Source organism: Indolivaga alginatilytica, assembly GCF_003201355.1.
Classification (GTDB): domain Bacteria; phylum Bacteroidota; class Bacteroidia; order Bacteroidales; family Dysgonomonadaceae; genus Dysgonomonas_A; species Dysgonomonas_A alginatilytica.
This window is the reverse complement of the sequence record NZ_QICL01000037.1, coordinates 14,297-35,605: the sequence shown is the minus strand read 5'-3', so window position 1 is coordinate 35,605 and position 21,309 is coordinate 14,297. Positions and strand designations below refer to the sequence as shown.

The following is a 21,309-nucleotide window of genomic DNA, read 5'->3' as shown; positions in this document are numbered from 1 at the left end:
TCAAAATTTTCGATCGTATTTTGCGAACAATAAATTTCTACTCCCTTTATAAGAATGGGATTTGTGTACAAATACGGAATTAAGTTACTGAATGTATCATCAGCCCCCCCCTTTATTTCCTCTTAAATCGAGTATTAAATTAGGAGTTTTTTCTAATTTTTCTTTATTACTATCCAGAAAATTATCTATTACTGCTTTATAAGATCTGTCAAATGTTTGTAATGGTAGGTACAAAGTACTATCTGTCTGTTTTTGTGCAGATACAGGAAACCTGTTTTCTTCTTGGATTAAACTATCTGACTTAACATGTATTTTTCGCCAGCCTGCTATATTATTTATACTAATATCAATGTCTCGTAATGATTCTAAAGAATGATGTTTATCGTAGTAAAAATAATCGTATTGTTTCTTTGAATTTTGTTTCAATTCAAATTTCACATCACCTCTGTTCCAGTATTTCTGATGAGTATTCCAAAGGACTCCGATATAGTCATGTAAAATATTTCTATCTTCCAGAACTATGCATGTATCTTCTTTATTAACATAGACGCCTTCTATACCCCTCTGTAGTTCTTCTAGATATCGGCTTAATTGTTTACTGTCTAAATATTTATTTTCCGCAACAATGCCAAACAACGCTGCTTTTTCTTTTTCGGACATTTTCCCTATCGAATGTCTTAACCCTAAATAATCAATATTAGTATGCTTGTCTTCGTAAGCTGTTATATATGCATCAAGTAAACGAGCGCAATTGTAATTTTGATACCTTTCTTTTTTTGCTTCCTTTAATAACTCATTATACAATTTATCTAATACAATTCCATTTGTCTTTTTTTTATATTGATAACCTGCATAATTATTACTTAATATTTCATCTAATAACTTCAAATTTTCTTGACAATCACATGTATTCTGTGCCTGAGAAAAGAATGCCAACAATAGTAAAAAAAACAGACTTTGAATTCTCCTCATAGTATCGTTAAGGTTTAGATAGTTAAGATTTACAAACATACAAAAGAATTAAAAGTAATTCTATCCTAAAATCGATAAACTAAAAATTATATTACTCTTTAACTTCAAGATATCGAAAAACAAAGAAAGCTGCCCTGTTTAAACAAGGCAGCTTTCTAATTATATTTCACTTTCTCATTGCACAGGTGCTATCTCTTCGTTATAAAGAGCTTTAACTTGTCCTTCAATTAAAGCAATATTGTAAAATTTAATTTCATCCATTGCTCCTTCAAAATGATCCCATGATGTTGGAGTATCCCATCCTGACCATGTCCATGATGCTACTGCTTCATCGTAAGTAGTTGCAGTACCTATCATCAAAGGTAATTGTTTATTAAGCGGTGAAGCAAAAGGAGGCATATGTGCACCTCCGAGATTCGGCTTGGTGGTACTTGTCCATTCTTTAGTCAATCGTCCGTTTACATAGAACGATAATTTCTGACTGCTAAGATCTAGTGAAACCACTACATGAGCCCATCTACCGGGTGCTACCGATTGATCGTATTCGTTATCGGCATCAGTAAATCCCTGAGTAGTCTGAACAGTAAAGAATGCTTTACCTTGTTCCTGTATCTGGAATTTCCAGTTGTTCCAATAATTTAACGAAGCAACATAATTTCCGCCTTTTGTAACATCGGGTTTCAACCAAACAGCAATACTTAATTGTTGTCCTAAGAAATCAGCAGGAGCATAATTAGGTATTTCCAAATGCGAACCGTTTTTAAAATGGATAGCTTTGCCCTTCACTCCATCCACAAATTCAGGCATCGTTAATGTCGGGAATATCTTCGATGGCCCGGCTGTTAAGTTGGCAGTAAGTTTTTTCATACCATCACTTACAAGAGATGATCCTTCACCTTCGTCAAAAGCCCAACCTGCAATAAGTGCTTCAGCAGGAATCCCCAGAAGTTTAGAACGCAGAAATCTGTTTTGGGCTTCCCTAAGATGAATAGTCATATTTATTATTTCCTGACTTGATAAACCTCCTTGTGATAATACACCTTGAATAGTAGTTAGTGTTTCCTTAAACTCATCTAAGCTTACTTGTTCAAAGTCTGTAGGAGCAGCTGTTTCCCAAAGAGTGAGAGCCGCTGCCAGTTCTGCTTTCAACTCCGTAGGGTCTCCGAGCACGAAAACTTCTTTATCATCGCTGCTACATCCTATTAATAGTGGAAATATAAGCAGTAACGATATTGCCCATACACCAATTTTGTACAATTTATTCTGTTTCATAACCTGTTTCTTTAAAGTTATTTAATACCATGATTAGAATCTAATTCCTTTTGCGGAAGAGGGAAATAATAACGGGGAGATACCCACTTGAAATTAGGTCCTAAAGCTGCTGTTGCAACTTCTTGCCCCCATCTCATCAAGTCGAAGAACCGATGAAATTCGAATCCGAATTCTCTGCGGCGTTCCGTATAAATAGCTGATCTCATTTGAGCTTGGCTGACTGCTTTTACTTTATCCAGCCCTGCTCTTGCTCTTACTTTGTCGAGAGATTTAACACCTTCCGAAATATCACCTTTTTCGGTATATGCTTCGGCTTTCATCAACAAGATATCAGCATAACGCATATAAATATAAGACAGTCCGCCATCGCCTTTAGTTCCCCATGGAACCTCCGATGCAGGTTGATTGTGTTTTCTGATCAGATAACCTGTTGTACTCCAGGTAGGATCGAAAGGCTCACCGTTTACCCAATCGTGACCGTCTCGACCGATAGAAATATCTAAACGGGGATCTGTTTTTCCATCAATTGTAGTTTCATCAAAAGAAGCTACATAGCTGGCAGTAGGTGCATTGGTATAATATCCGTTTTCCGCCAGAGGAGCAAACCATTGGTTCAATGAATTTCCTACTCCCGGATATTTGTTACTCATATGACGAACTGCAAATACCACTTCTTTGCTATTCTCTGCTCCAAGTTTAAACAAGGTAGCATAGTTAGGCTCTAAATCATAACCTAAAGGCTCAATGTTATTCACAATAGTTGCAATACTTTCGTCCCATTTTTTTTGATAGAGTTGTGCTTTAGCCAATAATCCAAATACCGCTCCTTTGGTTACCCTGCCGGCTTTGGTTGCATCATAGCTCGCCGGTAAAACAGCGGCAGCTTCTTTCAGGTCTTTCTCAATTTGGGCATATACATCAGCCACTTCACTCAATCCTAAATTCACATTGGAGGTAGTAGTTGGTGTCAATCGCAAGGGAACTTTCCCCCAAATATTTACCAGATTGAAGTAATAATATGCCCTGAGGAACTTTGCCTCTGCTATCATTTGTTGCTTTGTAGCATCATCGATACCCGAACCGTAGACTCCTGTAATAAGATTGTTGGCACGGCTTATACCTTCATAGGTAAATTTCCAATAAGTAAATAAAATACCATTAGATGATTTAACTTCAAAGTTATCGATAGAAGTCATATCTGCCTGATCACCCGGATTTCCGCCTTTTACGGCATCATCCGAAGCAATATCACCAAATACCCATATCATATTCGATGAGGTGGTAAAACTTAAGTTATTATAAACACTTGTCAATACAAGATCGGCTTCATCGGCGGTATTGAATATATTCTCGGAAGTATATTCGCCTTCCAGTTGTTCATCTAAGAAGCTTTCACATGATGTGAAAAGAAGGCTTCCGGCTAATGACAATATAAATAGATATTTTTTCATGTCTGATTATTTTTTAATAATAAATAGATCTGAGACCTTAAAAAGTCAGATTTACACCCAATGTAAAAGTCTTAGCTACCGGATAAGTACCCCAGTCGATACCGTTTGACCTATCGCCTTCACCCGAAGCATTAGCACTCACTGTCATTTCAGGATCGAGTCCGCTGTATTTTGTGAATGTCAATAAATTGGTAGCACTTCCAAAAACTCTGAAATTACTGATCAATTTGGATTTAAGAGCAAAAGTATATCCGACCTGTAAATTCTTTAATCTTAGATAAGATGCATCCTCTAAAAAGCGAGAAGAAACCATTACATTATTCGATTTTGCATTCCACGAAGCTCTCGGATGTGTATTAGATGTACCTTCGCCTCTCCAGTAATTATCGTAATAATCTTTTGTTACATTAAAACCACGGTAGAATCCTTCGGTCTCATGGCCGATCTGATTGTATATTTCATTTCCGAATGCTCCTTGAAAGAAGATGGATACATCCCAATTGCTCAGGTTTCCTTGCAGGTTTAATCCCAGCGTTTGATTTGGAATAGAACTGCCGATATGTCTTCTGTCTTTTTCATCAATTACACCATCTCCATTTAAATCTTTGTACTTTACATCCCCGGGTTGAATATTCGCTCCTTGATAAGCAGATCTTACAATCTCCGATTCATTTTGAAAGATTCCATCCATTTCATATAAATAGTATGAACCTAGAGAATAACCCTCTTCGATAAGCTTTGCATCGATACCGGTATCCACACGTCCTCCTGAAATAGGAGCATTCACTTTTAGTACCTCATTTTTCAAATATCCCCAATTCAGGGCGATAGAGAATCCTGCGTTCTTATATTGTTTTCTCATATATACTTCGAGATCGACACCTTCGTTCAATATCTCTCCGCTATTCATCCAAAAAGGAGCTGCATTTCCTATTGACGGAGGAAGTGGAGCCTTAATAAGCAAATCCTTGGTTACTTTGTGGTAATAATCGGCACTAAAGCCATATTCACCATCCAAAAATGCCATATCCAAGCCCAGATTTAACTGCTTACTGGTTTCCCATTGCAAGTCGGTGTTACCTAATTGAGTCTGAGTATATCCTAAAGAGGGATTGCCTCCGAAAGGATAATTGGCATAAGGCATAAATTTGTCAACAAAGGCATATAAGCCTATCTCCTGATTACCTACCGCACCCCATCCGGCTCTCAGTTTCATCAAATTAACAACAGGAGTAAGAGGTTTGAAAAACTCTTCTTCATTTACATCCCATCCGGCCGACAGGGCGTAGAATGTACCCCATCTGTTTCCTTCGGCAAAACGAGAAGATCCATCATGGCGTATTAAGGCTGACAAATAATATTTATAATTATAATTATAATCTACTTTGCCAAAGAAAGATAACAATGACGATGCATAATCCGCACTATATTGTAGCTCTCCATCTTTATTTGTTCCTCCATCTTTACTTGTTCCGTTATAACGGATAGCTTCAGTACCGATCATTGAAGTCAAACGGTGTGCTTCATTGAATGTATGAGTATTGCTCAATACCGAATTCAGAGTCCAACCCAGCTCTTCATTGTTGTTAAAAGATCTACTGCTCGGATTATTTATACGGTCACCTGTACCCCATGTGCGATTATAGGCACTCAGTTCGCTCTTCTTATAATCTATACCAAAATTGTTATTCCAAATAGTATTATAGGGTAACTTAACTTCTACATTTAGTTTACTTAATACCATCGTTTCATCTCGTTTACGATCTGCCATTTCAGCAACTCCTAAAGGATTATAGCCTTCACCGAAGAAAGTATCATACATCGGATGTCCAAAATATTCGCTTGGTTTATCTACAAACTTACCGCTCTTGTCATACACAGGTATTGCCGGATTACGCATAAACGCATATCTTACCACACTACCACCTTCACTATTTCCATATCCGTCACCCGAACTAGGAACAATATCTGTTGTAGATTTTCCTGCATTTGCAGATAAACCTATTTTCAGCCATTTGGTTGCCTGATAACCTAGATTAGTACTTCCTGTAAATTTCTCAAACTTACTGTTCTTAATAATCCCTTCCTGATTATAATAACTACCCGATGCTAAGTAATTAAACTTATCATTTGCACCGCTTACCGACACATCATGTATAGTCATTAAAGCGGTTTGAAAAACTTCTTCTAAATGATTTACATTTGCAAAATCATCTCTCAGCCATTTTCCCTCAAGAAGTTCCCTCCCGTCGTTTTTAGCAGCAGCATTGTATATATTTATGTATTGAGATGTATTTGCCATTTCAGTTAAACTGCCATGAACCTGTGCACCGAATTGTCCGTTATACGACACTTTAGCTTTTCCTTTTTTACCCTTCTTGGTAGTGATTAGTACAATCCCGTTATTGGCACGAGAACCATATATAGCTGATGCCGAAGCATCTTTAAGTACCGAGATACTCTCAATATCGGTAGGTATTACCGAGTTCAAACCATTGCTGGCAGGAATTCCATCGATGATATACAAGGGATCATTAGATGAGTTGATAGATCCTGCTCCTCTGATCCGTATAGTAGCTCCCGAACCGGGTGCTCCACTTGTATTGGTTACCTGTACACCTGCCACCCGACCTTGTAAGGCTTCGGTTGTATTTGAAACAGGCAATTGAGTAAGTTCCTTTGATTTTACATTCGTCAAAGAACCCAAAACCTCACGTTTCTTTTGAGATGTGTAACCCACTACAATTACTTCATCCAGTTCGGAGTCCGAAAGAAGTTTCACATTCAAGGTACTTGCGTTTTGAACTGTCAGCACTTGCGATTTGTAACCAACATAAGAGAACGATATACGATCTCCTTTTACATTCAGGGTATAGTTACCATCCAAGTCACTTGCCGTGCCGTTGGAGGTTCCGGGTTCCTGTATTGCAACCCCAATGAGGGCTTCTCCGGTAGCTGCATCTGTAACAACTCCCGATATTGTTTTTATCTGCTGAGCCAATAAGGTAATACTGGTCAACGATAAAAACATGATGAATAATGCTTTTTTTAACATGGTTTATTTAGTTTAAGTATCGTGATATATTCATTTTAATACTAGATAAATAAAAGGTATTCAAACCTTATTGGTATGAAATTGTATATTTTCCATCTGCTATTATTTTACCATTCGCTACTGCCAATTTTGTTCCGGCAGGAAGAACGACCAAAACACGGGCATCGTTTCCACCAATTTTAAAATCGGATGCCGATGAAATATTCTTCGAGACATATTCTTTAGCAACAATATCGAATAGGTCAACAGGTTGCTTTGTTTCGAAACGCACCGTTTTTTCTTCGTTATGAGGATTGTAATACAGGTATGTTGGGAATTGACGTTCGGCATAAAAATCCGTTACATTGCAATTCAATTGTAAAATACCTTCCACATTGGTTTCTCTCACCATTGCACCGAAAATACCCATAGGAGACGAACTGTATACGCTGAACATACTTTCTGTCGGATTGCCTTTTGCCCATTTCGGACCATCACCAATAGCCACAGGCTCTACACCTTTGAGTTCGGGTTTGCCATAATCATCTGCCTTGCGTAATCCTTCGTACGAAATATTGTTGTCGGTCAGATTCTTCAATTCAGGAGCCCATTGGTGTTTATCGTCAATATTCTGAGGAAAAAACAAACGGCTTGCATTTACATTATTCAGCATCCATTTACCGATTGCTTTTGCATATTGAGGTTGGTATTTGACCATTGGCACAAAAGGCCACGCAGGTTTGATACTATTCATCCCGAAAGCATAACCTCCGCCATCGGTAATACTACCTTGCAGACCATTTACTTCATAATCGCCCCATTTGCCAACAATGATACCCCATCCATAACGTCCATCAGGGTTTGTACAACCATCGAATGTCCAGTCAAGTAATTTCTTAACATCGTAGTTTGTTCCTTCCGTTGCGTTCAGATAAGCTGCAGTATAGGCACCGAGAGGTAATAATATTTCGTAAAAACGACTTTCTTTCTGATTTACCAATGCTTCAACAGCACTTTTAGCATGCTTCAAATAACGAGGATCGCCAAACTTATGATATGCACAAAGCAATACATAGGCATGACCTCCTGCTGCATCTTGTTGCAATGGAATATGATTTACCATACCTTTCATCTGCGCATAATCAAAGTATGAATAATCGTAATTACCATTCAAAATAGAGTCTGCTTTTACGAACTGTTCCGCAACCGTACGTTGAATTTGTTCAGCTCCTTCCACATTCGGGAATACATCCGAAACGGCATAGAATAAAGCATTCGGAAATACATCATACCACCAATCTCTGCCATATCCGCCACCCAACATAGCTACTTTGGGGTTGGTGTTGTTCATCACAATATTCCAACCGTTTTCGGTATTGAAATAGTTCTGAATCATTTTCACATAGTTATAACCATCCTGATTGGTTTTGTCAATACCCACAAGTCCTGCTCCCAAAAGAGCAGCCAGAGAGTTTAGACTTTCATGAAATTCGCCGTTATTGGCATCTTTTCCTTGACGTACATCTTTCAATGCAGTATATAAACCGAATGTAGTTTGATCTACATTGCGTCGGCTGTCGTCTAACCAGATGAGGTTACCTACTTCACTTTTATTATTCCAATCGAAAGTGAAACGGTCGAAAGACTTCGCTTTCGCTTCCCAATCGATAATTTTGTATGGACTAGGCATATTCGGCATAGAGTCTACACGTGCAATAGATACCTGTGCGACCTTCGTCCCGAATGATTCGCTTTTGGTATTCGAACACGATATAAACGAAGCCAAAACAAATAGACCTAATAGATACTTAGTTTTTTTCATTTTCATCAATCATATTAGTTTGCTTAATAATATTCTTTGCCAGAGGATAAGAGATAAGCTGCAATGCGGCTACTATTATAAGGGCATATTTAAGAGCGAAATCTTGAGATACGCCATATGCCAGAAAAATAAACAGGATTAAACCCGATGCTCTCCCCAAAAACAATCCAAACTCGTGGCTAAGGATATAGGCATACTTATTTCTGCCTTCTATTTTAGACACAGTATCAATTGTTTTCATCATAATAGGGAAATACGCCAAGTCGAACAACGGTTGGAAAAGAACCTTACACAACACAAAAACAATAACTCCTACTGCCGAGAACAGAACACCATTAAACAGTGTACCTATAAAGAAGAGGAGCAATCCGGCTGTAAATATTTTCAGCCTGTCTTTGGGTTGAGCCACACGTCCGAGGATATATACAAGAACCGCTGTTAAAGCACCACTTAAGCCCTGTATAAGCCCAAGTGAACCTTCGTTGCCCACCAGTTTCATAATCAGAATTGCAGGAGCTGTTACCAGGAAACCCTGCACCATTCCTTTAAGAGAAGACAACACTAGCATCTTTCTCCATAGAAGGGTGAAACGGAAATAGATAAAGTCTTTTTCGATAGGGTTCACGAATTTACCTCTCCACAACACGATTGTTGCAAGAATAGTTAACCCGATTACAGCCATTGTTACTACCTGATACGCCAAATTAACATCAAAAGCTATACCTAAAACACTTACTCCATCAATCTGACTTAGGAATGCACCGATAATAAGCGGTACGGATATAGAGGCTATCGAAAAGAAGAAAGATTCTAATCCAAAGAAATAATTTCGGTTATCGTCAGTCGTATTATTCAATGTCAACAGGTATCTGTTTGTCCAGAAGAAACCGGCAGCCGCACCCATCGAAAAGCCTGCAATACCCAATTCCATAAATCCGAGGGATTTAATTGTCATCATTGCATACATAGATAGACCACTAACAAGTATACCTGCTGCATACAAAGTCTTAACATTAACTATCCGTAACAAATAGCCATTGAGGCAAGAGGTAAACACAATACCCACATACATAAACAATTGGTAGAAAGCCACAGATATAGGATCGCTTGTATTACGCATAATATAAGCACCTATAAATATCTCTACCACAGGCAGTACAAGAGCATATAACATATTTGTCATCAGCAGGGTACGCATATTGGGTTCCTGCTGCTTGAAAAACAAATATTCTGATTTTAATTTATTCATTTTCTTTTAGTTGACAAGTAGACTAGTTAACGAGTAGACAAGTCTTGTTTACTCGTCTACTTGTTAACCCGTTAACTATTTATTGCTTTAATGATTTTAATATCTCGGAAATTGAAAATTCAGCACCACAGATAACTTCGTCACTAGCTCCGTAATACATCTTGATTGTATCACCTTCTACTATATGACCATTTGTGAATACTACATTTCCAAAGAATCCGGTTTGTTCGTACTCTGCAATAGGTTCCATAATAGGTTCTTTGCTACGGGCAAGTACTTTTGACGGATCGTTCAAATCCAATAAAAGAGCACCCAAGCAATAACGGTGATTGTAGTCAGCTCCGTGATAAATTTCCAACCAACCCTCTGAGGTTTTGATCGGGGCAGCTCCTGCACCTACACGGGCACAATCCCACATACCTTCGCGAGTGGTTGCAATACATTTGTGACCTCCCCAATGTAAACGGTCGGGCGATGAGGACAGCCAAATGTAATTACCTCCCAATTCGGGGCTACTTGGACGGTGTAATGCAAAATATTTACCGCCTATCTTTTCTTCAAATAATGCACAATCTTTGTTATGCGGAGGGAAAATCATGCCATGACGGGTATAGTTTTTCCAGTCTTTAGTATGTATCAATCCTACACCTACGGCAACGGAAGAAACTTCGGTGAATGTCAAGAAAAATCCGTCTTCGGTAGTTGCTACACGGCAATCTTCAATGCCGAAAGCCTCTAATTCTCCTTCTCCGAAAATAGGAGGATACTCTGCTTCTTCCTTAAAGTGAATACCGTCTTCGCTCGATACTAAACGTAAATAAGACATGGTAGTCAAATAGTTCTTTCCATCGTATTTAATGACACGAGGATCGGAAGCATCCAATTTAGGATCATCTTTTCCAAACGAAACAACTTCTATTTTACCTTCTTTATTATATACCGGAAAACTGATAACATCGTCTTTTTGTGTAGGGCGTTCCGCTACACGAAGCAACAACCATGTCTTTCCGTTGAATTTAAAAACTCCCGGATTTAATAGACAGGTTATTTCCATTCCATTAATTCCGGCTTTAAGGTCTGCCGGTTTTAATAATGGGTTCTGAGTAAATCTTTTTGCAATATCCATTTCTTTTATTCTTTATGTGGTTAGTTTATTTTGTTATTCTTTGAAACAAAGCTATAGTGAACGCTTTCGCATAAGGTGTACTATATTATCAAAAGGGTATACAGGTGCTTTACAACATATTTTCTCTGTTTTTCATCAAATCTCAGACCTTAATGCCGGTAAATAATAAAGCTGTTTGATTTGAGGTCTTTGCTTCCCATTAATACAGTAGCACCTATTGGTAGGGTTATGTCTTTTTCCGAACCAAAGTTTATTACGACTGTGATTCTATCACCTTTGAAAGATCGTGTAAATGAAATTTGATCGTCTTGATATTCGAGATTATCATAATCTCCATATTGCAACACCTTTTCACTGTTTCGAAGTGCTATGAGCTTTTTATAGGTATTGAGAATAGAATTTTCTTGAGATATAAATGCCTCTACGTTTATCGTCTTATAATCCGGATTAATTTTAATCCACGATTTTTCATTGGAGAATCCGGCAAAAACATCTCCATTCCAATGCATAGGACTGCGTGATTTATCTCGATTATGCTCGTTTCCTATAACGAGTGCCTCATCCGGAGTTTTGCCTTCATTAAGTGCCAATTGATAATGAGTTCTGCCTTGAATATCGACCATTTCATCGAAGTTCTGAGCAATAATATTACGCATCCCGATTTCTTCACCGTAATAAATAAATGGTACTCCCTTTGCGGTAAGCATTAATGCAGCCAATGCTGTAGCACGATCCAGATCGCCACCTGCCAGACGATCCAACATTCGGGGCATATCGTGACTACCGAAAAACAAAGTCGGATAATTGCTCATGTTTTCTTCCATGCTTTGTAATTCATCAAAAATGCGTTGGGCAGAAAATTCCGCAATACTTCCAAAATTGAAATTGAAAACCACATCCAATAAATCCTGAGATTGGTATTGCTTTAATACCTCGATTTTATCGCTTCCTATCTCACCTACAATAAAGCGGTTATCGTATTCGCTTCCTGTCGACTTTATAATCCGCATAGCACCTTTTACACCTTTCTGATTAATGTCGTTTATGTGATCCTGTTGTCCGTCTTTCAAAGGATTATCAACTGTAATTCCATCGGTAGTTAAAAAATTGATAACATCTAACCGAAATCCGTCCACACCTGCATCAAGCCAAAAACGAAGAATATTTTGAACCTCCGCAACCACTTTCGGATTTGACCAATTAAGATCAGCCATTCTTGCATCGAACTTGTGGTAATAATATTGATCGGTCAAACTGTCTTTTTGCCATGCTGTACCTCCGAAAAATGATTCCCAATTGTTGGGTTCGTCTTTCCATATATAATAATCACGGTATGGATTGTCTTTCGATTTTCTGGACTCCTGAAACCATTTGCAATCGGTAGAGGTATGATTGAGAACCATATCTATGATTACTTTAATCCCTCTTTGATGGGCTTCGTACAAAAAAGTATCAAAATCGGCTTTAGTGCCATAAGTAGGGTCTACTTCGTAATAATCGGCAATATCATAGCCGTTATCTACTTTGGGAGAAGTAAGAAACGGGGTAAGCCAGATGCCTTTTACTCCTAACGATTGTAAATAATCTAACTTATCGGTCATTCCCTTAAAATCACCATACCCATCACCATTACTATCCGCATAGCTGGGCATATATATTTGATAAAAAACGGATTCTTTCCACCATTTTTCGTCAACTGTTGTTTCTTGAGCAATACCTGTATTGGTGTTTATCATCAATAGAAGCAGGATTGTACAATTCAATAAGATAGATTTCATAAATAAAATTTGTTTCGGGCAAAACTAAAACTAACGCCTACAGATAGGGTGTACTATATTATCAAAAGAGTATACTGGTGCTATACAACATGTTTTCAGTTATTTTTCGTAGTTTTGTAAAGACTACTTTTGGAAAGAAACCAGAATAATATCTATGAAATATTCATCAAAAATATTCTCTATAAAATTCTTTATCGGAGTGTTATTACTAACCTTCTCCCTGCATATATATTCGTCAAACGTTGTGAAATACATCTCGAATATTAATGGATTATCAAATAATTCGGTTAACTGCATTTTCGAAGATTCGGAACATACTGTATGGATTGGCACATGGGATGGGCTGAATGCTTATAATGGACGGGATATTAAAACATTCCGATACAATAAAAACAATAAGTATTCGATAAGTAATAATATTATACGTCAGATAACAGAGCAGAATACCAATTACCTATGGGTTGCCACCGATTACGGGGTTAATCGGTGGGATAGAAAAACTCAGAATTTCACTAATTATTTCTTCGGTTCGGATCATAAAGTTCCTAAGCAAGAAAAATCGTTTATGCTTGGTTTAACTTCGTCAAAAGGAGTAATTTGTTTTGTAAAGGAGCAAGGTCTATTTTATTTTGACGATCAGGCTCAACAATTCAAACCTATAGATACTCAGATAGATGGGGAAGTAAAGGATTTTCTGATTGATAATAACGATAACGGGTATTTCCTGCTTAATAACGGCAAGATCGAACAATATCAGATCGATCAAAAGAGTAATAATAGTATTTCATTTACCAATCGTAAAGAGATAAAAAACGATGTGTTTACCGACAGAATCTTTTTTTCGGAAAACAAGTTGATTCTGACCTCCTCAAATGGTCTATCGATATTGGATGAGTCGTTATCAACTATAAAGCACCTCGATTTCAATCTTTCCAAAGCTATTTCGCAAGCCATATATCATAAAAATATATTGTATATAAGTTTCTATGAAGGCGGATGTCTCAAATACGACCAAAAAGAAGACAAACTTTCCGATGTCGAGGGTGTGTCTGATCGGGTTCCGATATTTACCATGTATTTCGGCAATCAGGATATTCTGTGGATAGGAAGCGATGGACAGGGAATATTGCAGGTTTATGAATATGCTTCTCCTTTTCATACCGTAAAGACTAACCACCCTGTGAGGAGTTTCTGTCAAAATTCGGATGATGATATATTGATCGGAACTAAAGGTGATGGTATAAAAATCCTGAACAGACAAACAGGCAAAATATCTGATTATAAGAATATCAGTAATGGATTAATCTCCAATTCGGTATATTCTATAAAAAGAAACAAAGCAAATGATATATTTATCGGCACAGAAGGTGAAGGTATTAATATCCTCCATGCAAAAAATAATCGTTTACAGAAATTAAATATACCAACACGATTCCCAGTCTTTAGAGCAATTTATAGTATTTACTTTTCTAATAACGATTCACTGCTTTGGTTGGGAACTTCGGGGTATGGTTTAATAAAAATCAAACTTAACAAAGTAAATGATGAGTATGTTGTGGAAGACTTAGAACAATATATTTCGTCCGATCAACGAAAATCATTAAACAATGATGTCATTTATACTATTATCCCTTCGGGTAATAAAAACGAGCTTTGGTTTGGAACCAGAGGTGCAGGCTTAAATAAGGTAAATACCAGAAATGGTACTTTTGAGAATTTCGAAGACGCACATAGTGATATTTCTCTTACCAATAACGATATATTATGTTTGCTAAACAGTAGCGATAATAATCTATGGATAGGCACAAGCTACGGATTGAATCGATTGGAAACTGAAAACAATCCGAAACAGATATTTCAGTACACTGAAAACGAAGGATTAAGCAATAATACGATTCATGGAATACTGGAAGATAATTCCCGGAATATCTGGGTGAGTACCAATCTGGGAATTTCGCGAATAGATTCGTCTTCGGGTAAGATTGCTAATTATACTCTCATTGACGGATTACAGAATGACGAATTTTCCGATGGTGCTTATTTTAAAGACAAAGACAATAATCTCTATTTTGGCGGGGTAAGCGGATTTAGCTATTTTAATCCCGAAAATATACAATTACGTAATTTCGATCCTATATTAAGTCTTAGCAGTTTAAAAATCTACAATACCTCTCTGAATATCAATGAGAGAATCAAAGATGGGGTTTTACAACTATCTTATGAAGAACGTTATGTTACATTCTCGTTTATTGCAACTGACTTTATCAACAACGAAAATTGCGAATACGCTTATCGCCTATCCAATTATACCGAAGGTTGGATTAATAACGGAAATAATCCGAATATTGTTTTTGCTAAACTTCCTTCAGGGAAATACAAATTGGAAGTAAAGGCTACTAATGGAGATAAGGTATGGAGCAAAAACATGTACGAACTTCAAATAAATGTAGCGCATCCTTGGTGGCTTAGTACCATAGCTATATTACTTTATATTTTAGTGGCACTTATAGCCTTGTATGTGACTCAATCGGTAATTAAGAACCGTATCAGGCTCAACAGAGAATTATTTCTTAAAAAAATAGAGAAAGAACATCAACAAAAGGTATACGAATCAAAACTGAATTTATTTACGAATGTAGCTCATGAATTCTTTACTCCGCTAACGCTTATCTATGGTCCTGCACAACATTTGCTCGAAAGCGTAAAACTGGATAGCTATACCAAGAGGTATATTCAAATCATAAAAAACAACGCTGAACGGATGCAAAAACTCATTAATGAATTGATGGAGTTTCGCAAAACAAAAACAGGACATACCCCCTTGCATCCCGAAACTATCGATATAAAGTTACTGACAGATTATGTTTCCGACAATTATATTGAGATGGCTCAGGAAAACAAAATAGACTATCAGGTAACGGTAAATAATACATCTACAATCGATACCGACAGGGATTCCTTGGAGAAGGTATTTTTCAATCTGTTCTCCAATGCCTTTAAATATACTCCCCGAAACGGATATATTCATGTAAACGTATGGCAGGATGCCGAACACGAAAACACCTTGAATATGACCATCCGAAATTCAGGAAAAGGGCTTACCGATAGTCAGATGTCTGAAATATTCAATAAGTACAAAATATTTGACGACACTCCTAAAGTGCAAAGTGCAGTAAGTACGGGCATTGGCTTAAATCTGACAAAGGGATTAACCGAATTGCTCGGAGGTAAAATTACAGTATCCAGTAAACAGGGTGAATCGGTACAATTTACTTTGGTTATTCCACCTCTATTGAAGGAAAAACCAAATGTGGTAAACGAAGAGCCTTCGACAGTCCTTCAAAATAATTATTCGTTGAATATACAATCTAACAAGAAGGTCTCAATTCTTATTGTTGAAGATGAAAGAAACATAACCGAGTTGCTCAAAGATATTCTGACACCATATTATACTACCCAAGAGGCTGTAGACGGCGAAGATGCTCTGAATCAAATAGAACTTAACCGACCTGATATTATTATCAGCGACATTATGATGCCCAATCTGGATGGGATAACGCTTATAGATCGTTTGAAATCGAATCCTAAAACGGCACATATCCCCATTATCAGTATTTCGGCAAAGAACACGATAGAAGACCATATCAATGCGTACAAACACGGAGCCGATTTGTATATCAGCAAACCATTCCATCCACGTCATGTATTGTCGACTATCGAGAATCTGATCAATAAACAAGCAACTTTAAAAGAATACTTCAATTCAACTATCTCGTCGGAGGTGGTACGAGACGGTATAACCATGCATCAGGAAGGTGAGAAGTTTCTGGAGGACATAATCTCATTTATAGAAAACAGTATGGATGATGAATCTCTTAATCCCAACTCTATTGCCGACTTCTTAGGTATAAGCAAAGCTACTCTTTACCGGAAACTAAAAGAGCTTACAGATAAGACTCCCAGTGAGTTTGTTAGAACAATACGACTTTCACATGCTTCAAAGCTACTTAAATCGACACGGTTGACTGTATCCGAGATTATGTTTAAATCGGGGTTCACTAACAAATCATACTTCTATCGTGAGTTTGCAAAGCAATATGAAATGTCTCCCAAAGAATATCGGGATGCTAATAATGCATCGACCTGAACCTTTCTATGTGCTTTTGAGAATGATGAGACAGTTCAATAATCAGTCGAAACCATTAAGTAGTCTTCTTATAAGGTAATATCTTGATGAACATTGTATAACAAATCGGTGTTTAATCTTAGAATAAATAGAAAACCTTATGGAAATAGCACTGATATTTACGGGTGCGCTGATATTTTTCTCGCTGATATTTAATGCTTTGTTTGAAAAGACAAGAGTACCTAATGTGCTCTTCCTCCTTTTTGTAGGTCTTTTGATAGGTCCTGTTTTCAACCTTGTCAGCCCTGAAGATTTAGGGCGATTGGGTAAGATTTTCACCACAATAACCCTTATTGTCATCCTCTATGAGAGTGGAACACGCCTAAAATTCGAAGGCATAGGCACAGCTATCGGACCGGCAAGCTTACTCACAATCTTTAACTTTCTGGTTCCCGTTGCAGTGGGCATGGCAGTAGGTTATTTTGGCCTTGGACTCGAGTTGTTACCCAGTGCATTTCTGGGAGCTTGTGTCGGTAGTATTTCTACCCCTATTATATTACCTATGCTGAGGCAACTGAAACTGGGAAAGAAAGCCGAAAACGTAGTCTTCCTAGAATGTGCACTGAGTGACATTGTCTGTTTAATAGGAGCATTGGCGCTGCTTGATGCAATGGATAGCGGTTCATTTAGTATCTCCGATACTATAAAACATATGGCAATTTCACTTCTCTTCGCCACCTCTATAGGTCTTGCTGTCGGCTATTTTTGGACGAATATACGGCGTTATGTAGTAACCAAACTTAAAAACAGCATGTTTACCTCTTTTGCTCTGGCATTTATGCTTTATGGATTCTGCGAGCTATTAGGTGTCAATGGGGGTATGGCAGTATTGTCATTCGGATTTATTTTGGGAAATATAAACGACCTGTCGGATATCCTCGAAAAACGATCATCTCTTGGTAAAGATTTTATCAAACGTAAAAATCCGATGCTGTTAATGGAAGATGAAAGAAACTTTTATTCGGAAATAGCATTTATTTTTAAAACATTCTTTTTTGTATATATAGGCATGAGTATAAGGCTATCCGAGTCCGAGCACATAGTCATGGGAATCCTTTTTATATCACTTATGTTTATTGTACGGATACCCTCTATCGCTCTTTTTTGCAGGAAAGGATATTCACCGAGAGACAGAAGGATAATGAGTATCCTCAACCCAAAAGGCTTGGTTTCTGCGGTATTGGCTTCGATGCCCTTACAGCTCGCTGTTACTGAACAGGAAATACGTACCGGGGAAGTAATACAGAATATAGGCTATGCAAGTGTTATGTTTAGTATTATTATTTTCAGTTTACTAATATTTCTAGTTGAAAAGTTTGACAAAAAAGACAATTCCGACAGAACTCAAAATGAAGGAAATCTTCAGTCTTAGAATAGCATTACAACATAAGTTTATATCATAACAACGAACTATAGATGTAAAAACTATAGTTCGTTGTTATGATATTCAGATATCTCACATGGTACTGCTATTTATCAGCCCATCGGAGGTATATCTATACAACAAAACACTGTCAGATCCCGAAGTTTATCGCTCAGCGATTTACCTCCGTAAATTTCACTATTTTCCGATTGGCTGATTTCCTCTAAGCCCAAAACTCTTTTTGTTTGATCTTTTGTTTTCATAATTATATCATTTATGTATTTTAAGTAATATGAAATATTTATTGCTATATTTTATGATTATAACAGCCTCCATTTGTTATACTGACCAAAGCAACAAAAGGCTCTGAGGGCTTAAAACAACATCATTTGGTCCATAGGGGGAATATTCATACGGCAATATATAAGATCGATTTTAAATCCTCCTATCAGCTCCTTTGGATTAATTTCTTCTAATTTTAATTTTTTCATTCTTGTAATTTTTAATTTTAATAATTGAGGGTAGTACCTTTTATTAGATTGACGTAGGTGTGAACCTATGCGTTCACTTAAATAGGACAGACCCGTAGGTCTGTCCCTACAAATAAAGTATATCAATACTTTCAGTTACTGAGTAATCTAGTTCAAAACCAATCTGCTACCTGACAAGCATTATCCGGTAATTTTGATTGTAGACCTTTTCCTCCTGTTACGATTTTTGTATTTATCTTTTCCATAATTCTATTTTTTTTATATTTAAACTAATCTGTTACTGTGAAATTATTGTAATTACATTACTTTGTCTCTCCCGTCTTGTACAGTCAGGAAACCATCCAGAAAGTCTTGCTTTTCACTTGCTTTCTTCCCTCCGTAGAGTATAGCTGTATTTATCTTTTCCATTTTTTACTTTGTATTTTACATTAATACACTGTAAGCTTGATCTTGCATTGTCATCGGAGGAATGTCTATACAGCATACAATCATGTCATATTTTCTGCCACCGTTTACTTCTGCCGAATTAACTTGTTCCAGCCCTGCCAGGCTTGCATTTCTTGTTTTCATAATTTTTTGTTTTTTATTTATTAATCAATAGTAAAATTCCGGTAAAGAATGAGATAGTCCATCCATTTCTGTTCTGGCGATTGTGATTCTGGCACCACCCAGAATCTTGCTCAAATTGATTTCTTCCATAATCATAAATTGTTTTAATTTTAAATTATTGTTCTTGTAATCTTGAATATGTATATAATATATTTTTCCACTCCATTTTGAAAAACCGGCACATTTGTTGTTTTAGTGCAGTATCTGAATTTAATCGTTCCACTTCACAACCTCCTCCACATAGATTTCTTATCTGGCAATCCCGACATTGTTCGATTGCGTTCAAACTTTTCGACATATACTTCTGCCTTTGTTCTTCAACTATTTCGTAACCGACATGTCCCAATGCTGTATGCTTGTATGGAATCATATTCTGACAGGCATAATATTTTCCGCTCTCATCCACGGTTATACTTCTCCTTCCTGCTTCACAAGCATGTTTCCGTTTCATTTTGTATTTTATAGCATTTAGTTTATTTGCTATTCCTGTAGCATATACGGGCTTATTATTTTTGATTTTCTCAGAAAAAGAATCCATTACTTGCTTCATTCTCCATTCTATCATTTCATAATCTTCTTCTTTGAAAAAAGTATCGTCCGAATTCGATTTATAATCATTATTGATGGTAAAAGAATAAGCATATGGTAAGTGTAAATCTTCGAAAAACTGAAAGGTTTCAAAAAGGTCTAATGTTTGAGGATTGAAAGTGGCTCTTAAGTTCGACGGTATTTTATTGTCTTTGAGCATCTGTACTCCTTCCATTACTTTATTAAAGCTTCCTTTTCCATTTCTATATACCCTGTTTATATCGTGCTGTTCAAGCGGGCCATCGATGCTGACAGTAACTCTGAAATTGTATTTCTTTAAAAAAGCGATCGAATTTGGAGTGAATAAAGTACCATTCGTATTCAATAAGAACTTGACCTTCTTTCCTGACTCGACAACAATTTTAGTCTCGGCATACTCTACCACTTGTTTTACTAAGCCTAGTTTAAGCATTGGTTCGCCTCCAAAGAAATAGATTGTATATTCTTCAAATAGAGTTCCCTGACCGAGCATATTGTCTATAGCAGCCTTTGCCGTTTCAAAAGACATGGTGTCATAATTTTTCCCTACAATATTGGCAAAGCAATATTTACAAGCGAGATTGCACCCATTGGTTACATTGAGTATTAAAAAGCTATGCGATAATTCATCCTTACTTTCTATCTCTTCTGCATTATCCTTTTGTTGCAAAATGCTGCCTATATTTCTAATCTCATCCTCTGTCAGAAATGTGTCTTTTACATTTTTAGTCTCACAGATTTTCAAATATTCTAAAATCGAAGAATCTGAAATTTTGAAAAATTTTAAAGACTCGGAAAGAAAAAGATATTGGTTTTGTTCTGAATTTATCACCCAATAATCTTGCGGTCTTAACAAAAAAGAGTTTAGTGCTCTGGATCTTATTGTTTTCATATTTTCCTCTTTAAATTCGATTAAAAAAACTTGATAAAAGACTTATTCTTTTTAGCTCGATCTTGCCTTTGAGTATAATACTGTTTTCTATAGAAAAGTGTGTATCTCCGGCTTTTAAAGCATTAGGAACAGGCATATTTAAGTTTGATATATATATCCCTTCCGAAGAGATTAAATACCCGGCAATATCCGAATCAAATGCCAGTAGACAGATATCCCTATCATTCAGAGAAAGAATCAATGGACTGCCTTTCTTAATATTATCATTCAGATTGATATTGTTTTTAATCCGGATCTTTTCGATGATCAGTTTTTCATTTTGCTTTTCGATGATCACTTCACAATCGGCAAATACCGGTATCGTGATAAACGAACAATTGACTAGTATTAACAATGAGAGAATAATGATAAGTGTTATACCTGATCGTATTATGTATGGAGGAATTTTCCCTATAATATTCCTTACTTTTTCACTTCTTAGTTCTATTTTTTCCATA

The 21,309-nt window shown here is 36.8% G+C and carries 14 protein-coding genes; 2 read left to right on the top strand and 12 right to left on the bottom strand.

Going from position 1 to position 21,309, the window contains the following annotated elements:
- Positions 1–99: 99 nt before the first annotated feature.
- From CLV62_RS19060 to CLV62_RS19025, 8 genes are all read right to left on the bottom strand, one after another.
- The gene (locus CLV62_RS19060; protein WP_170120106.1) at positions 100–972 is read right to left on the bottom strand and encodes a S41 family peptidase; all 873 of its coding nucleotides are present in this window, start codon (positions 970–972) and stop codon (positions 100–102) included.
- 174 nt (positions 973–1,146) lie between these two features.
- Positions 1,147–2,244 (bottom strand): LamG domain-containing protein, encoded by a 1,098-nt coding sequence (locus CLV62_RS19055; protein WP_110312371.1) that lies wholly within the window; start codon positions 2,242–2,244, stop codon positions 1,147–1,149.
- A 17-nt stretch (positions 2,245–2,261) separates the two neighbouring features.
- Positions 2,262–3,695 carry a RagB/SusD family nutrient uptake outer membrane protein gene (locus CLV62_RS19050; protein ID WP_110312370.1) on the bottom strand — a complete coding sequence of 478 codons (1,434 nt, stop codon included), beginning with the start codon at positions 3,693–3,695 and terminating at the stop codon, positions 2,262–2,264.
- A 37-nt stretch (positions 3,696–3,732) separates the two neighbouring features.
- Positions 3,733–6,750, bottom strand: coding sequence for a SusC/RagA family TonB-linked outer membrane protein (locus CLV62_RS19045; RefSeq protein WP_110312369.1), 3,018 nt, complete (start codon positions 6,748–6,750; stop codon positions 3,733–3,735).
- 67 nt (positions 6,751–6,817) lie between these two features.
- Positions 6,818–8,557 (bottom strand): glycoside hydrolase family protein, encoded by a 1,740-nt coding sequence (locus CLV62_RS19040; RefSeq protein WP_394337215.1) that lies wholly within the window; start codon positions 8,555–8,557, stop codon positions 6,818–6,820.
- The gene (locus CLV62_RS19035; RefSeq protein WP_110312368.1) at positions 8,538–9,800 is read right to left on the bottom strand and encodes an MFS transporter; all 1,263 of its coding nucleotides are present in this window, start codon (positions 9,798–9,800) and stop codon (positions 8,538–8,540) included. The genes CLV62_RS19040 and CLV62_RS19035 overlap by 20 nt, the downstream gene beginning before the upstream one ends.
- Positions 9,801–9,879: 79 nt before the next feature.
- Positions 9,880–10,926: a glycoside hydrolase family 130 protein gene (locus CLV62_RS19030; RefSeq protein WP_110312367.1), complete on the bottom strand. Its 1,047-nt coding sequence runs from the start codon at positions 10,924–10,926 to the stop codon at positions 9,880–9,882.
- A 149-nt stretch (positions 10,927–11,075) separates the two neighbouring features.
- Positions 11,076–12,704 (bottom strand): alpha-glucosidase, encoded by a 1,629-nt coding sequence (locus tag CLV62_RS19025; protein WP_110312366.1) that lies wholly within the window; start codon positions 12,702–12,704, stop codon positions 11,076–11,078.
- 154 nt (positions 12,705–12,858) lie between these two features.
- Between CLV62_RS19025 and CLV62_RS19020 the strand changes: the two genes are divergently transcribed.
- Together CLV62_RS19020 and CLV62_RS19015 are read left to right on the top strand one after the other, a co-directional pair.
- A complete protein-coding gene (locus tag CLV62_RS19020; protein ID WP_110312365.1) occupies positions 12,859–16,851 on the top strand; it encodes a hybrid sensor histidine kinase/response regulator transcription factor in 3,993 nt (1,330 codons plus the stop codon).
- A gap of 139 nt (positions 16,852–16,990) precedes the next feature.
- Complete coding sequence (locus tag CLV62_RS19015; RefSeq protein WP_110312364.1) at positions 16,991–18,262, top strand: cation:proton antiporter; 1,272 nt, start codon at positions 16,991–16,993, stop codon at positions 18,260–18,262.
- A 104-nt stretch (positions 18,263–18,366) separates the two neighbouring features.
- On the opposite strand, the gene CLV62_RS21815 is transcribed toward CLV62_RS19015, so the two are convergent.
- The 4 genes from CLV62_RS21815 to CLV62_RS19005 all read right to left on the bottom strand — a co-directional run bounded on the left by CLV62_RS21815 (position 18,367) and on the right by CLV62_RS19005 (position 21,308).
- The gene (locus CLV62_RS21815; protein ID WP_170120105.1) at positions 18,367–18,516 is read right to left on the bottom strand and encodes a hypothetical protein; all 150 of its coding nucleotides are present in this window, start codon (positions 18,514–18,516) and stop codon (positions 18,367–18,369) included.
- 651 nt (positions 18,517–19,167) lie between these two features.
- The gene (locus tag CLV62_RS21810) at positions 19,168–19,314 is read right to left on the bottom strand and encodes a hypothetical protein (RefSeq protein ID WP_170120104.1); all 147 of its coding nucleotides are present in this window, start codon (positions 19,312–19,314) and stop codon (positions 19,168–19,170) included.
- Positions 19,315–19,468: 154 nt separating this feature from the next.
- Positions 19,469–20,812, bottom strand: a complete 1,344-nt coding sequence (locus CLV62_RS19010) for a radical SAM/SPASM domain-containing protein (protein WP_110312363.1) — start codon at positions 20,810–20,812, stop codon at positions 19,469–19,471.
- A gap of 10 nt (positions 20,813–20,822) precedes the next feature.
- Complete coding sequence (locus CLV62_RS19005; RefSeq protein WP_110312362.1) at positions 20,823–21,308, bottom strand: hypothetical protein; 486 nt, start codon at positions 21,306–21,308, stop codon at positions 20,823–20,825.
- Between the last annotated feature and the right edge of the window lies 1 nt (position 21,309).